A 12916-nucleotide genomic window follows, 5' to 3' on the forward strand; every position below is an offset into this window, starting at 1 on the left:
TGTTGTCCATCGAGATCGCCAACGAGTCGGGTGTCGACGTCGACACCGACGCCGTGCTCGCCGTGGCCCGGCACGCCCTCGACGAGATGGGGGTCAACCCCCTCGCCGAGCTCTCCGTGCTGCTGGTCGACATCGACTACATGACCGAGCTCAACCATCGGTGGATGGGCGGCGACGGCCCGACCGACGTGCTCGCCTTCCCCATGGACGAGGGCAGCGTCGACCACGGGCCGGGTGAGACGTCCGCCGCCGGTGGCGAGCCCGCGTTGCTCGGCGACATCGTGCTGTGTCCGGAGGTGGCGGCGAAGCAGGCGGTCGCCGCCAGCCACACCGCCGCCGACGAGCTGCACCTGCTGACCGTCCACGGCGTGCTGCACCTGCTCGGCTACGACCACGCCGAGCCGGAGGAGGAACGGGAGATGTTCGCTCTCCAGGCCCGACTGCTGGCGAGCTGGCGGTCGACCCGGTCCCGGTGATGACCTCCCCGACACTGGCGGCCGGCGCCACCGGCCTGCCCGATCTGCAACTGCTGGTCTTCGCGGCCGGCCTGGTGGTGCTGGCCGGCCTGATCGCCATGACCGAGGCGGCGCTGGCCGCGGTCTCGCCCGCCCGCGCCGCCGAACTGGCCCGTGACGGCGCGCGGGGCGCGCGGACGCTCCAGGCCGTCGCCGGGGACGTGGTGCGCCACCTCAACCTCCTGCTCCTGCTGCGGCTGCTCGCCGAGCTGACCGCCACCACCCTGGTGGCGCTGGTCGCGGTGGACACCTTCGGCGCGGGCTGGCGCGCGGCGCTGATCACCGCCGGCGCGATGACCGTGATCAGCTTCGTGGTGGTCGGCGTCGGCCCCCGGACCATCGGCCGGCAGCACGCGTACGTGGTCGGGCGCTCCGTGGCCCCGCTGGTGCGCTGGCTGGGCCGGGCGCTGAACCCGCTCGCCTCGCTGCTGATCCTCATCGGCAACGCGGTCACGCCGGGCCGGGGCTTCCGGGAGGGACCGTTCGCCACCCAGGTGGAGCTGCGCGAGCTGGTCGACCTGGCCGAGCAGCGCGGTGTCGTGGAGCACGGCGAGCGGCAGATGATCCACTCGGTCTTCGCGCTCGGCGACACCATCGCCCGTGAGGTGATGGTGCCGCGTACGGAGATGGTGTGGATCGAGGAGCGCAAGACGCTCTCCCAGGCGCTGGCGCTCTTCCTGCGCTCCGGCTTCTCCCGGATCCCGGTCATCGGCGAGAGCGTCGACGACGTGCTCGGCGTGCTCTACCTCAAGGACCTGATCCGGCACACCCAGGGCGGTGCCGCCGAGGACCGGCAGCTCCCCGTGGCCGAGCTGATGCGCCCCGCCACCTTCGTGCCCGAGTCCAAGCCGGTCGACGACCTGCTCTCGGAGATGCAGGCCGCCCGCAACCACCTGGTCATCGTCGTCGACGAGTACGGCGGCACCGGCGGGCTGGTCACCATCGAGGACATCCTGGAGGAGATCGTCGGAGAGATCACCGACGAGTACGATGTCGAGCGCCCGCCGGTCGAGCACCTCGACGACGGGGCGGTGCGGGTCACCGCACGGCTCCCGGTGGAGGACCTGGGCGAGCTGTTCGACACCGACCTCCCCACCGACGAGGTGGAGACCGTCGGCGGCCTGCTCGCCCAGTCCCTGGGCCGGGTCCCGATCCCCGGGGCGCAGGCCGAGGTGGCCGGGCTCCGGCTGATCGCCGAGGGCACCACCGGCCGACGCAACCGGATCGACACCGTGCTGGTCAGCCGGGCGGAGTCGACCGACACCCACAACGGCCCGGGCCGCGGCGAGCACGCGGAGCACCGGGACGACCCGAACCGATCCGAGGAGAGGCAACCCGCCGATGCCTGAGTCACCCGCCGTACCGGCCGCCCGGCCCACCCCGTCCGACCCGGTCGAGCTGAGCGCCGAGGACGGCAAGCTGGTCGTCCTGGCGCGGGGCGCACGTGGCCGGGTGGGCGCCGTGGAGGGCGCGGCGGTCCGCGACCAGGACGGTCGGACGTACGCCGCGGCCAGCGTCTCGTTGCCCTCGCTGACGATCACCGCGCTCCAGCTCGCGGTGGCCTCGGCGGCGGCGGCCGGCGCGACCCGGCTGGAGGCCGCGGTGGTGGTCACCGAGGCGTCGACGCTGGACGGTGCCGGGCACGCGGCGGTACGCGACCTCGCCGCGGACGCGCCGATCCACGTGGCCGCCCCGGACGGGTCCGTCCTCGGCACGGTGGTCGAGTGAGCGGGCGCGGCGGCGTGCCGCCTCGGAGCACCCGGAGCGGGGCGGCGGCGTGAGCGACCTCCAGCCGCGCCCCTACCGGGCCGGATTCGCCTGTTTCGTCGGCCGGCCGAACGCCGGCAAGTCGACGTTGACCAACGCGATCGTCGGGCAGAAGATCGCCATCACCTCGAACAAGCCGCAGACGACCCGGCACATCATCCGGGCCGTCCTGCACCGCCCGGAGTCCCAGCTCGTGCTGGTCGACACCCCGGGCCTGCACCGGCCCCGCACGCTGCTGGGCGAGCGCCTCAACGATTTGGTCCGGCAGACCTGGAGCGAGGTCGACGTGATCGGCCTCTGCATCCCGGCGGACGAGCCGATCGGGCGGGGCGACCGGTTCATCACCGGCGAGCTGGCCGAGCTGAAGGCCACGGTGCTCGCGGTGGTCACGAAGACCGACCTGGTGGACCGCAAGCGGCTGGCCGAGCAGCTGCTCGCGGTCAGCGAGCTGGGCGAGTTCGCCGAGGTGGTGCCGGTCAGCGCGGTCTCCGGGCACCAGGTGGACACCCTGGTCGACGTGATGACCGGCTACCTGCCCGAGTCGCCGCAGCTCTATCCGGACGACATGCTCACCGACGACCCGGAGCAGGTGCTGGTCGCCGAGCTGATCCGGGAGGCCGCCCTGGAGGGCGTCCGCGACGAGCTGCCGCACTCCATCGCGGTGGTCGTCGAGGAGATGATCCCCGAGGGTCAGCTCACGAAGATCTACGCGGACCTCTACGTCGAGCGGCCGAGCCAGAAGGCGATCGTGATCGGCCACCGGGCGAGCCGGCTCAAGCACGTCGGCACCACGGCCCGCCGGCAGATCGAGGAGCTGCTCGGCACCCGGGTCTACCTCGACCTGCACGTCCGGGTGGCGAAGGACTGGCAGCGGGATCCGAAGCAGCTGCGCAAGCTGGGCTTCTGACGCCGGGGGTCGGGGCGCGGCGCGTCCCGGCCCCCGAGCCCGTCCGGCGCATGATCGGTATCGGTCGGACGTATGGAAGATGTCACCTTCTGGTGGGTCCCCTTCTGTTTGTCGCGCTCGGCCCGGAGGGTAGGGGATAGGACAGCCCCCGTATTCCCGGACATAGATGCAGGCTGATGCGAAACCGATACCTGGACCTGCTCCGCTTCCTGGCCATCGTTCGAGTCGTCGTCTACCACGTCACCGGTTGGGCCACGCTGACCCTCGTCTTCCCGGCGATGTCGGTGATGTTCGCGCTCGCCGGCTCGCTGATGGCGGCCTCGCTGCACCGGTGGGGACCGGGGGCGGTCGTCCGCCGGTTGCGGCGACTGTTGCCGTCGCTCTGGGTGCTCGCCGCCGTCTTCGTACCGGCCATGCTGCTCACCGGGCTGCCCCTGAGCCCGAAGGTGCTGCTCTGGATCTTCCCCATCGCCGACCCGCCGGCCAACGGCTGGGGTGCGATCGCGCTCAGCGTGATCTGGTACCTGCGCGACTACCTCTGGTTCGTGCTCGCCTCGCCGGTGGCCCTGTGGCTGTTCCGGCGCGCACCGGTGCCCACCCTCGTCGCCCCGTACGCCCTGCTCGCGGCGGCCGAACTGGGCCTGCTCCCGGCGCTGCCCGTGGCGCTGCAGCATTTCGGGCTCTACTTCGGGGCCTGGCTGCTCGGCTTCGCCCACCAGGCCGGCATGCTGCGCCGCCTCGCCAACCGGGTGCTGGTGCCGGTCGCGCTGGCCCTCGCCGCCGCCGGTGCCGCCTGGATCGTCACCCACCCCGGTCCCCGCGGGTACGACCTGAACGACAACCCTTTGGGCAACGCGCTCTGGTCGGCGGCGTTCGTCCTCGTGCTGCTCGGCCGGGGGCCCGCGAGCGCGCCGTGGGTGGACCGCAGCGCCGCGTTCGGCCGGGTGGTGACCGTGTTCAACCGGCGGGCGCTGACCGTCTACCTGTGGCACATGCCGTTCGTGGTGGCGCTCACCCCGCTGGTCGACGTGGTGGGCTGGTCGCACCAGGACCCGGTCGGCCTGGCGATCCGGGTGGTGCTCGTCTTCGCGCTGGTCGCCGCGGTCACCGCCCTGGTCGGCTGGGTGGAGGACGTGGCGGCGCGCAGGCCGCCGGAGCTGGTCCCCGGCCGCGCCCGCCCCGCCCCGGCCACCGTCCGCGCGGCTGCCGGTCGCACCGGCGGTGGTCCGGGCGCCACCCGCGCGGCTGCCGGCCGGCCGGCCGACCGTCCCGACACCGCCCGCCCGGTCGGCGCCCCGGCCACGGGGCGGGCGGCGGTGCCGGCGCCCCGGGAGCCGGAGACCGTCGAGATCAGCGCTGGGTGACCGTCACGTTGCCGCTGCCCGTGGAGAGGTCGAGCACCAGCGTGGCGGACGGGTCGTCGGTGACGCCCAGCTCGGCGTCGCCGCTGTCGGTGCTGGAGCGGACCCGGTAGCGACCCGCCGGCACGACCAGCTCGACGTTGCCGCTGGAGGCGTGCACCCGCGCCGAGGCGGGCGTCGTGAGGTCGACGGTGACGTCACCGGAGCCTGTCTCCGCGTCCACCCCGCCGTCGAGGCGGTGCCCGGTGATGTCGCCCGACGAGGTACGCAGCGTGACCGCGCCCGCGGCCTCGTCGACCTCGACGTTGCCGGAGCCGGTCTGTGCGCGTACGGGCCCGGTGGCGCCGGCCACCTGGATGTTGCCGGAGCCGGTCTCCGCGCGTACGGGGCCGCTGGCGGCGGTCACCCGGATGTTGCCGGAGCCGAGCCGCATCTCCACCGGGCCCACCCTGCTCAGGTCGACGTCACCGGAGCCGGTCTCGCCCTTCACGCTCACCCCGTCCGGGGCGGTGACCTCGTAGGAGACGCTGCACCGGGAGCCGCAGTCGGTGTCCAGCACCAGTTCGCCGCCCTTGACCTCGTACGTCGCGGCGGGCTGGCCGCCCTGGTAACGCACCACCCGCTTGATCCGCACCTCGTCCTGCGCGCCGATGGCGCGTACGGTCACGTCGCCGGCCCCCGGGAGCACCCGGATGCTGCTGATCCGGACCGCCTCGGTGTTGTCGTAGTCGAGCCGGCGGAAGGACAGGTTGTCGCACCCGGCGGTGACGATCAGGGTGGTGGCCGCAGCGAGCGCGGCGGCGGTGCGGTGCAGAGCCATGCGAGCACGCTACGAGGCGTGACGGCCCCCGCGCATCGGGGTTCGGCACGTGGACACCCCGAGCTGACCCTGATTCCGCACCCCGAGAGAGAATGGTCCGATGGCCGGGTACCGCCGACAGCTCTACCGCGACGACGCGGTGGTCCTGCGCGTGCAGAAGCTCGGCGAATCCGACCGGATCATCACCCTGCTCACCCGCCGGCACGGCCGGCTGCGCGCGGTGGCCCGGGGGATCCGCCGCACCAGCAGCAAGTTCGGCGCCCGGCTGGAGCCCTTCGGCCACGTGGACGTCCAGCTCGCCGGTGACCCGAAGGGCAACCACGGCAGTTCGCTGCACACGGTCAGCCAGGTCGAGGGCATCGACCTCTACGGCAAGCGGTTCCTCGGCGACTACTCCCGCTACACGGCCGCCAGCGCGATCGCCGAGACCGCCGAGCGGCTCACCCCCGTCGAGCGGGAACCGTCGCTGCGGCTGTTCCAGCTCACCCTGGGCGCGCTGCGGGCGCTCGCCGAGGGCAGCCACGCCACCACCCTGGTGCTCGACGCGTACCTGCTGCGGGGCATGGCGCTGGCCGGCTGGGCGCCGGCGCTGACCGCCTGCGCCGTGTGTGGCACGCCGGGGCGGCACCGGGCGTTCTCCGTACCGGCCGGGGGCGCGGTCTGCCCGGACTGCCGGCCGCCGGGCGCGGCCCACCCCGCCCCGGCCACCGTCGACCTGATGTCCGCGCTGACCACCGGCGACTGGCGGGTCGCCGACGCCACCGAGGCAGGCGTACGCCGGGAGTGCAGCGGCCTGGTCGCGGCGCACCTGCAATGGCACCTGGAGCGCGCGCTACGCTCGCTGCCGCTGGTCGACCGGGGCGCCCCGACGGCCGGCCCGGTCCCGTCGCCGCCCGGCGCCGGCTCCGGTGCGGACAGCGTGAGCAGGGGGAGGACGGAGTGATCCGATCGTTGAGGGCCGGGCGTCGTGAGCCGGTGCCGCCGACACCACACCCGTCGGGCGCCCGACCGCCGGCCCTGCCCGCCGACGCGGTGCCGAAGCACGTCGCCGTCGTGATGGACGGCAACGGCCGGTGGGCCAAGGAGCGTGGACTGCCCCGCACCAAGGGCCACGAGGCGGGCGAGTTCTCCCTCTTCGACACGGTCGAGGGCGCCATCGAGCTGGGCATCCCCTACCTGTCGGCGTACGCCTTCTCCACGGAGAACTGGCGGCGCTCGCCGGACGAGGTCCGGTTCCTGATGGGCTTCAACCGCGACGTCATCCGCCGCCGCCGCGACCAGTTGGTCGACCTGGGGGTGCGGGTGGTCTGGTCCGGCCGGGCCGGCCGGCTGTGGAAGAGCGTCATCTCCGAGTTGCAGACGGCCGAGGAGATGTCGCGGGGCAACTCGACGCTGACCCTCCAGTTCTGCGTCAACTACGGCGGGCAGGCCGAGATCGCCGACGCCGCCGCCGCCATCGCCCGCGACGTCGCGGCGGGCCGGCTGGACCCGGAGAAGGTCAACGAGAAGACCGTCGCGAAGTACCTCTACCACCCGGAGATCCCCGAGGTGGACCTGTTCCTGCGGCCCTCGGGCGAGGAACGGATCTCCAACTTCCTGCTCTGGCAGACCGCGTACGCCGAGCTGATCTTCCTCGACACGCTCTGGCCCGACTTCGACCGCCGTCACCTCTGGTACGCCTGCGAGCTGTACGCCCAGCGGGACCGGCGCTTCGGTGGGGCGCTGCCCAACCCGGTCGCCCCGCCGAGCTGAGGCTTACCGCCCGGTCGTACGGGGTACCACGGTGGTCAGCAGCCACCGACGGAGGTGAACCCACATGATCCAGAAGCGTATTGCCCAGTGGGCGATGATGGCCGTCGCCGTGCCGTTGGCGGCGGCCGGCGCGCGCCGGCTCAGCCACACCCTGGAGGCCCGACGCGGCCCATCCGGAATGAGCCGCCTGCTCACCAAGGGCGCCGACATGCTCCGCCCGCAGAAGGCCAAGCGCCGCCGTTTCTTCTGACCCCCACCCGCCCCACCCATCCCGCGTGGCGATCATGCAGTTGTGGTGCCCCGCGAAAGCCCTGTGACCGGTCTTTCGCCCACCACGAGTGCATGATCGACCGCTGGGTGGGTGGGTCAGGTGCTGGTTTCGGTCCTGTCGGTGGGCCAGTTGGTGTGGAAGGTGCCTTCGCGGTCGACGCGCTGGTAGGTGTGCGCCCCGAAGTTGTCGCGCAGCCCCTGGATCAGGGCGGCGGGGAGCCGCCGCGCGCGTAGCGCGTCGAAGTACGCCAGCGACGAGGCGAACGCCGGGGCCGGCACGCCCGCCCGCGCCGCGTCGGACACCACCCGCCGCCAGCTCGGCACCCCGTCGTCGACGGTGTCCGCGAACCACGGCGCCACCAGCAGCGTCGGCAGGTCGGGCCGCTCGTCGTACGCCTGGCGGATGCGGTCGAGGAAGCGGGCCCGGATGATGCAGCCGCCCCGCCAGATCGTCGCCGTGCCGCCCAGGTCGATACCCCAGTCGTACTCCCGGGAGCCGGCCCGGATGTGGTCGAAGCCCTGCGCGTACGCGACGATCTTCGAGGCGAGCAGGGCGCGCCGGACGTCCTCGACGAAGGCGTCGCGGTCCTCGACCCGCCAGGTGGCGCCCGCGTCCGGGAACGCCCGGCGGGCCGCCTCGCGCTGGTCGGCGTGCCCGGACAGCGACCGGGCGAAGGTCGCCTCGGCGATGCCGGTGATGGGGATGCCGAGGTCCAGCGCGCTCTGCACCGTCCAGCGGCCGGTGCCCTTCTGCTCGGCGCGGTCGAGCACGACGTCCACGAACGGCCGTCCGGTGGCCGCGTCGGTGTGCGCCAGGACGTCCGCGGTGATCTCGATCAGGAAGGACTCCAGCTCGCCGGAGTTCCAGCCGCGGAAGACCTCCGCGATCTCCGCCGGCTCCGCGCCCAGACCGGCCCGCAGCAGGTCGTACGCCTCGGCGATGAGCTGCATGTCGGCGTACTCGATGCCGTTGTGGACCATCTTGACGAAGTGCCCGGCGCCGTCCGGCCCGATGTGCCGGCAGCACGGCACCCCGTTCACCTGGGCGGCGATCCGCTCGAAGATCGGCCCGAGCGTGCGGTACGACTCGGCCGACCCGCCCGGCATGATGCTCGGGCCGCGCAGCGCGCCCTCTTCGCCGCCGGAGACACCGGTGCCGACGAAGTGCAGCCCGTACGCGCGCAGCGCCTCCTCCCGCCGGCGGGTGTCGGCGAAGTGCGCGTTGCCGCAGTCCACGACGATGTCGCCGGCGTCGAGCAGCGCGACCAGCTCGTCGAGCACCGCGTCGGTGGGGCCGCCCGCCTTGACCATCACGATCACCGCCCGGGGCCGCTCCAGCGAGGCGACGAAGTCGGCCATCGACTCGGCGGGCACGAACGTCCCCTCGTCCCCGTGCTCCGCCACGAGGCTGCGGGTGCGCTCCGGCGAGCGGTTGTGCACCGCCACGGCGAAGCCGTTGCGGGCCAGGTTGCGGGCCAGGTTCCGGCCCATCACCGCCAGCCCCGTCACGCCGATCCGCGCCGTCGCCCGCCCGGCCATCCGCCCGCCCTCCGCCGTCGACACCCGCCGCTGTGACCGTATCGCCGGGCGTGACGGCCCGGAGGCGGGTCGGCCGTTCCGCCGCCGATCGTGCCGGTAATTCGGCTGCGCGCGACCGGCCGGGCGGCTAGCGTGTGGGCATGCGCAACTGACGCCCCACCTCCGAGCCGACCCGCCGCTGCTTGCCGTGGGTCCGCGTGCTCCCGGGCGTCCGCATTCCGCACCTGCCGCCGAGGCGGTGGTGTTCCTCGTGGTCGATCCCGGGGCAGCAGTCCCGATCCCGCCCGACCGAGGAGGCACCGGATGCCCGCCAGGCGCAACCCGAAGAAGTCCCGTACCACCGTTCCCACGCCGTCCGCCGCGGACCTGACGCCCGTCAACCTCGACGAGGTGGCGGTCGCGCCGGTCGTGCCGGCGCTGCCGGGCGCCCGGCCGGCCGCGCCGAAGGCCGGTCCGCCGGTCTCCGGCGCCGGCCGAGCCGGCACGCTGCGCGGCCAGAAGGCCGGACAGGCCCGCCGGTACGCCTTCCGGCGCAGCTGACGGTGCCGGCCGGGTGGAGTCGCCGGTCACGGCGGCTCCACCCGGCCCGTCCGCCCGTGGGACGTGTCGCGGAAGTGGTGGCGTCTGACGAACCACTGCCGCCGGAACGCTGATACCTGTACGGCATAAAAATACCTGTGTGGTATCGGGCGGGCGGGCTGCACCGCCGTCGTCGAGGTCCGGCGCAGCCAGTCCCGGTTCCTGAAACAGACCGTGGTCGCCCGGCCGTCACTCAGGCGGGGCGGCTCAGCCGATCAACGGGCGGAAGGTGCCGACCAGCACGCTGACGGTCAGCGCGGCCCCGGCGAGCACCGCAGCGCCGACGATCAGCAGGCCGTCGGCGGCGACGAAGCGCTGTCGCCGGGCGACGGTGCGCGGGATCCCGGCGTCGAAGCCCCGGGCGTCCATCGCCACGGCCAGCCGGGTGCCCCGGCGGATCGCCCCGACCAGCAGCGCGAACGCCGTCGAGGCGAACAGCCGCAGCTTCGCCGACGGGTTGCGGCCGGCCTCCACGCCCCGCGCGCGACGGGCCATCGAGATCATCTGCCACTCCTGCCCGAGCAGCGGCACGAGCCGGAACGCGGCCAGCGCCCCGATGGCGAAGCGGGCGGGCGCCCTCGCGTTCTGGATCAGCGCGTCCGCCAGGTCGGTCGGGTCGGTGGTGGCGAAGACGATCACACCGGGCAGCGCCACCGCGAACATGCGCAGCACCAGGCCGAGCGCGGTGAGCAGCACCCCGGAGGTGACCACCACCGGGCCGGCCTCGACCAGCACCCGGCCGGAACGCTCGGCCGCGAACAGTACCAGCGTCACCACCACGCCCACGGCGCCGACGAGCAGCGGCCAGGCCCGCCGTGCCAACACCCGCAGGCGGACCCCGAACAGGGGCAGCAGGGCCAGTTCGACGGCGATTGCGATGGCCGGCGCCACCGGGTCGAGGGTGGCGATCAGGATGAACGAGAAGACCAGCGCCGCGGCGAGCTTGGCCACCGGGTTGCGCCGGGCCAGCGGCGCATCCGGCGCGGCGACCGGCTCGAAGCTGATCACACCCACTCCAGGGTGAGGCGGCGATCTGCCAGGGCGGCCACGAACTCCGGGTCGTGGGTGACCGCGACCAGGCCGTGCCCGGCGTCGCGCAGTTCGGCGAAGAGGTCCACCAGCTCCAGCCAGGTGCGCCGGTCCTGGCCGAAGGTCGGTTCGTCGCAGACGAGCAGGCGGGGTGCGGTGGCCAGGGCGGTCGCCACGCTCAGCCGCCGCGCCTCCCCGCCCGAGAGGGTGTACGGGTTGGCAGCCGCGAGCTTCGTCAACCGCAGCCGGTCCAGCAGGGTGTCGACCGTGGACCGTACCGCCGCCTCGGGCTGGCCGGTGCGGCGCGGGCCGAGCGCCAGCTCGTCGAAGACGGTGTTGGTGACGAACTGGTGCTCCGGGTCCTGGAAGACCGAGCCGATCCGGCGGGCGAGCGCCGGGGCGCGCCAGCGGTGCGGGGGAGTGCGGGCGTCGTCGCCGGCCAGTGCGGGCGTCGCCGCGACCCGGCCGGTCCCGGGCCTGAGCAGGCCGCCGAGCAGCAGGGCGAGGGTCGACTTGCCGGCCCCGTTGGGACCGACGACGGCGAGTGCCTCGCCGGCGCGTACCGCCAGGTCGACGGCGGCCAGCCGGGGCGGCAGGCCGAGCCGGTCGGCGGTGACCAGCACGTCGCCGGGCGGCGCGGTCGCGTGTCGGGGCGGCACCGGGCGGCCGGGCACCCAGACGCCCTCGTCGGCGAGCGCGTCGCCGTGCGTACCGAAGACGGCCTCGGGCGTGCCGTCGGCGCGGACGCCGCCGCCCGGTTCGAGCACGACGACCCGGTCGACCAGGGACAGCGTCTCGGCGACGCGGTGCTCGACCAGGATCAGCGTGGTGTCGGCGTCCAGGGCGCCGGCCACGGCCGCCCGGATCAGCGCGGCGCCGGTCGGGTCGAGATTGGCGGTGGGCTCGTCGAGCAGCAGCAACCCGGGGCGCAGGGCCAGTACGCCGGCCAGGGCGAGCCGCTGCTGCTCGCCGCCGGAGAGGGCGGCGGTGGGGCGGTCCCGGGGGTACGGGAAGCCGACCCGCGTCAACGCCTCGTCGACGCGGGGCCAGATCTCCCCGGCGGGGGTGCCCCGGTTCTCCAGCCCGAACGCCACGTCGTCGCCGCTGCGGGCCATCACGAGCTGGGTTTCCGGGTCCTGGAAGACGATGCCCACCCGTTCGCGGCCCTTGCGGGGGTCGAGCCCGTCGATCTCGACGGTGCCCTCCTGCTCGCCCGAGTCCTCGGGCAGCAGCCCGGCCAGCGCGGCGAGCAGGGTGCTCTTGCCGGCCCCGGAGGGGCCGAGCAGCAGCACCCGCTCGCCGGCCTCGACGCGCAGGTCGACCCCGCGTACGGCCCACGCCCGTCGCCCGGCGTGCCGCCACCCGAACCCGCGCACGACTACGGCCCCCACGCCGTCCCCCTCCCGTCCCGCCCCGTGGCGTCGATCATGAGGTTGGCGGCGCTCACGGAGATCCACATCGCCGTCAACCTCATGATCAACGCGCTTCCGTCGGGCCTGTCAGATCAGGGTGCGGTCGCGGGCGGCGGGGAAGCGGTCCAGGGCGCCCGTGGTGGCCAGGGCGCGGGTCAGGGCCCAGCCGCCGGCACCCGCGACGATCGTGGCGCTGGCGATGGTGAGCAGGGCGTACGGGATGCGGTAGCTGCCCAGCGCGTACTCGCTGTTCCAGACGAAGAAGTCGAACAGCGCCGCGCCGAGGCCGGTCAGCGCACCCGCGATCAGCGCGGTGGGCAGCCGGAACGAGCGGTACCGGAACGCGGCGAAGGCCAGTTCGGCGCCGAGCCCCTGGATCAGGCCCTGGACGATGGTGATGCCGCCCCACTCCGAGCCGAGCAGCGCCGAGACCGTCGCCGCCACCGCCTCGCAGAAGAGCGCCGCGCCGGGCTTGCGGATCACCAGGCCGCCGAGGACGGCCGGGATCAGCCAGACGCCGTACATGATCGCCTGGCCGGCGGGGAAGAACGCGAACGCCGGGTCGACGGCCCGCCACAGCAGGCCCCAGGCCCAGAAGATGACGCCGAAGGCCACCGCGATCACCGCGGCGACGACGACGTCGACCGTACGCCACCGGGTGGCGGTGTTGTTGTCTCGCATGATTGCTCCCAGTCCCGAACGAGAACCAGGAGAAGACGCACGCCGCGTCCGGAACGTGCCGGACGTCGACGCGGCTGGAGGTCGACCGAACTCCCTGCGCTGGCATTACCCAGATCAGGTTCGAGGGTCTGCGGGCGGTGCCCGCACTCTCAGCGCTGTGCGCTCCCCTGTCGGATGTGAAGTTGTCGCGCCGACGCTAACACCTTTGAAGATCAACCAGCAAAGTGATCTTTCCCCAGCTCACCAGCGCGTTCGATCGACGCCGTCGATTCCGGCCCGGTACT

Annotated in this window: 14 protein-coding genes and 1 riboswitch; of the genes, 9 read left to right on the plus strand and 5 right to left on the minus strand. The window is 73.7% G+C overall.

What is annotated here, in order from left to right:
* Positions 1-2 precede the first annotated feature (2 nt).
* The 5 genes from ybeY to GA0070610_RS04780 all read left to right on the plus strand — a co-directional run bounded on the left by ybeY (position 3) and on the right by GA0070610_RS04780 (position 4553).
* Positions 3-476 carry an rRNA maturation RNase YbeY gene (gene ybeY, locus GA0070610_RS04760; protein WP_089003271.1) on the plus strand — a complete coding sequence of 158 codons (474 nt, stop codon included), beginning with the start codon at positions 3-5 and terminating at the stop codon, positions 474-476.
* A complete protein-coding gene (locus GA0070610_RS04765) occupies positions 452-1864 on the plus strand; it encodes a hemolysin family protein (RefSeq protein WP_089003272.1) in 1413 nt (470 codons plus the stop codon). The genes ybeY and GA0070610_RS04765 overlap by 25 nt, the downstream gene beginning before the upstream one ends.
* The gene (locus tag GA0070610_RS04770; protein WP_088998895.1) at positions 1857-2243 is read left to right on the plus strand and encodes a cytidine deaminase; all 387 of its coding nucleotides are present in this window, start codon (positions 1857-1859) and stop codon (positions 2241-2243) included. The genes GA0070610_RS04765 and GA0070610_RS04770 overlap by 8 nt, the downstream gene beginning before the upstream one ends.
* A 49-nt stretch (positions 2244-2292) precedes the next feature.
* Complete coding sequence (gene era, locus GA0070610_RS04775) at positions 2293-3189, plus strand: GTPase Era (RefSeq protein WP_088998896.1); 897 nt, start codon at positions 2293-2295, stop codon at positions 3187-3189.
* A gap of 176 nt (positions 3190-3365) precedes the next feature.
* Entirely contained in the window at positions 3366-4553 is a 1188-nt protein-coding gene (locus tag GA0070610_RS04780) for an acyltransferase family protein (protein WP_231925910.1), read from the plus strand.
* On the opposite strand, the gene GA0070610_RS04785 is transcribed toward GA0070610_RS04780, so the two are convergent.
* Positions 4540-5370 (minus strand): DUF4097 family beta strand repeat-containing protein, encoded by an 831-nt coding sequence (locus GA0070610_RS04785; RefSeq protein WP_088998897.1) that lies wholly within the window; start codon positions 5368-5370, stop codon positions 4540-4542. The genes GA0070610_RS04780 and GA0070610_RS04785 overlap by 14 nt on opposite strands.
* A 100-nt stretch (positions 5371-5470) precedes the next feature.
* On the opposite strand from GA0070610_RS04785, the gene recO reads away from it, so the two are divergent.
* From recO to GA0070610_RS04800, 3 genes are all read left to right on the plus strand, one after another.
* On the plus strand, positions 5471-6313 hold the full coding sequence (recO, locus tag GA0070610_RS04790) for a DNA repair protein RecO (protein ID WP_088998898.1): 843 nt from the start codon (positions 5471-5473) through the stop codon (positions 6311-6313).
* Positions 6314-6345: 32 nt separating this feature from the next.
* Positions 6346-7122: an isoprenyl transferase gene (locus tag GA0070610_RS04795; protein WP_172896643.1), complete on the plus strand. Its 777-nt coding sequence runs from the start codon at positions 6346-6348 to the stop codon at positions 7120-7122.
* A 64-nt stretch (positions 7123-7186) separates the two neighbouring features.
* Complete coding sequence (locus tag GA0070610_RS04800) at positions 7187-7372, plus strand: hypothetical protein (protein WP_088998900.1); 186 nt, start codon at positions 7187-7189, stop codon at positions 7370-7372.
* A gap of 116 nt (positions 7373-7488) precedes the next feature.
* Here the strand turns inward: GA0070610_RS04800 and gndA are convergent, their stop codons facing one another.
* A complete protein-coding gene (gene gndA / locus GA0070610_RS04805) occupies positions 7489-8931 on the minus strand; it encodes an NADP-dependent phosphogluconate dehydrogenase (RefSeq protein WP_088998901.1) in 1443 nt (480 codons plus the stop codon).
* Positions 8932-9234: 303 nt separating this feature from the next.
* Here gndA and GA0070610_RS04810 point away from each other — a divergent pair, with 303 nt between their 5' ends.
* A complete protein-coding gene (locus GA0070610_RS04810) occupies positions 9235-9471 on the plus strand; it encodes a hypothetical protein (RefSeq protein WP_088998902.1) in 237 nt (78 codons plus the stop codon).
* A 246-nt stretch (positions 9472-9717) separates the two neighbouring features.
* Here the strand turns inward: GA0070610_RS04810 and GA0070610_RS04815 are convergent, their stop codons facing one another.
* From GA0070610_RS04815 to GA0070610_RS04825, 3 genes are all read right to left on the minus strand, one after another.
* Entirely contained in the window at positions 9718-10518 is an 801-nt protein-coding gene (locus tag GA0070610_RS04815; RefSeq protein ID WP_088998903.1) for an energy-coupling factor transporter transmembrane component T family protein, read from the minus strand.
* Positions 10515-11930 (minus strand): ABC transporter ATP-binding protein, encoded by a 1416-nt coding sequence (locus tag GA0070610_RS04820; protein WP_088998904.1) that lies wholly within the window; start codon positions 11928-11930, stop codon positions 10515-10517. Before GA0070610_RS04820 ends, GA0070610_RS04815 begins: the two co-directional genes overlap by 4 nt.
* 108 nt (positions 11931-12038) lie before the next feature.
* A complete protein-coding gene (locus GA0070610_RS04825) occupies positions 12039-12632 on the minus strand; it encodes an ECF transporter S component (protein ID WP_088998905.1) in 594 nt (197 codons plus the stop codon).
* A 73-nt stretch (positions 12633-12705) separates the two neighbouring features.
* Positions 12706-12811: riboswitch (TPP riboswitch) on the minus strand.
* Between the last annotated feature and the right edge of the window lie 105 nt (positions 12812-12916).

The organism is Micromonospora echinofusca (assembly GCF_900091445.1).
In the GTDB taxonomy this organism is placed as follows: Bacteria; Actinomycetota; Actinomycetes; order Mycobacteriales; family Micromonosporaceae; genus Micromonospora; species Micromonospora echinofusca.

Excerpts from the sequence above, each read along its gene's own strand:
- GA0070610_RS04770 (WP_088998895.1), top strand. The coding sequence starts at position 1,857 with ATGCCTGAGTCACCCGCCGTACCGGCCGCCCGGCCCACCCCGTCCGAC.
- GA0070610_RS04780 (WP_231925910.1), top strand. The coding sequence starts at position 3,366 with ATGCGAAACCGATACCTGGACCTGCTCCGCTTCCTGGCCATCGTTCGA.
- GA0070610_RS04785 (WP_088998897.1), bottom strand. The coding sequence starts at position 5,370 with ATGGCTCTGCACCGCACCGCCGCCGCGCTCGCTGCGGCCACCACCCTG.
- recO (WP_088998898.1), top strand. The coding sequence starts at position 5,471 with ATGGCCGGGTACCGCCGACAGCTCTACCGCGACGACGCGGTGGTCCTG.
- GA0070610_RS04800 (WP_088998900.1), top strand. The coding sequence starts at position 7,187 with ATGATCCAGAAGCGTATTGCCCAGTGGGCGATGATGGCCGTCGCCGTG.
- gndA (WP_088998901.1), bottom strand. The coding sequence starts at position 8,931 with ATGGCCGGGCGGGCGACGGCGCGGATCGGCGTGACGGGGCTGGCGGTG.
- GA0070610_RS04810 (WP_088998902.1), top strand. The coding sequence starts at position 9,235 with ATGCCCGCCAGGCGCAACCCGAAGAAGTCCCGTACCACCGTTCCCACG.
- GA0070610_RS04825 (WP_088998905.1), bottom strand. The coding sequence starts at position 12,632 with ATGCGAGACAACAACACCGCCACCCGGTGGCGTACGGTCGACGTCGTC.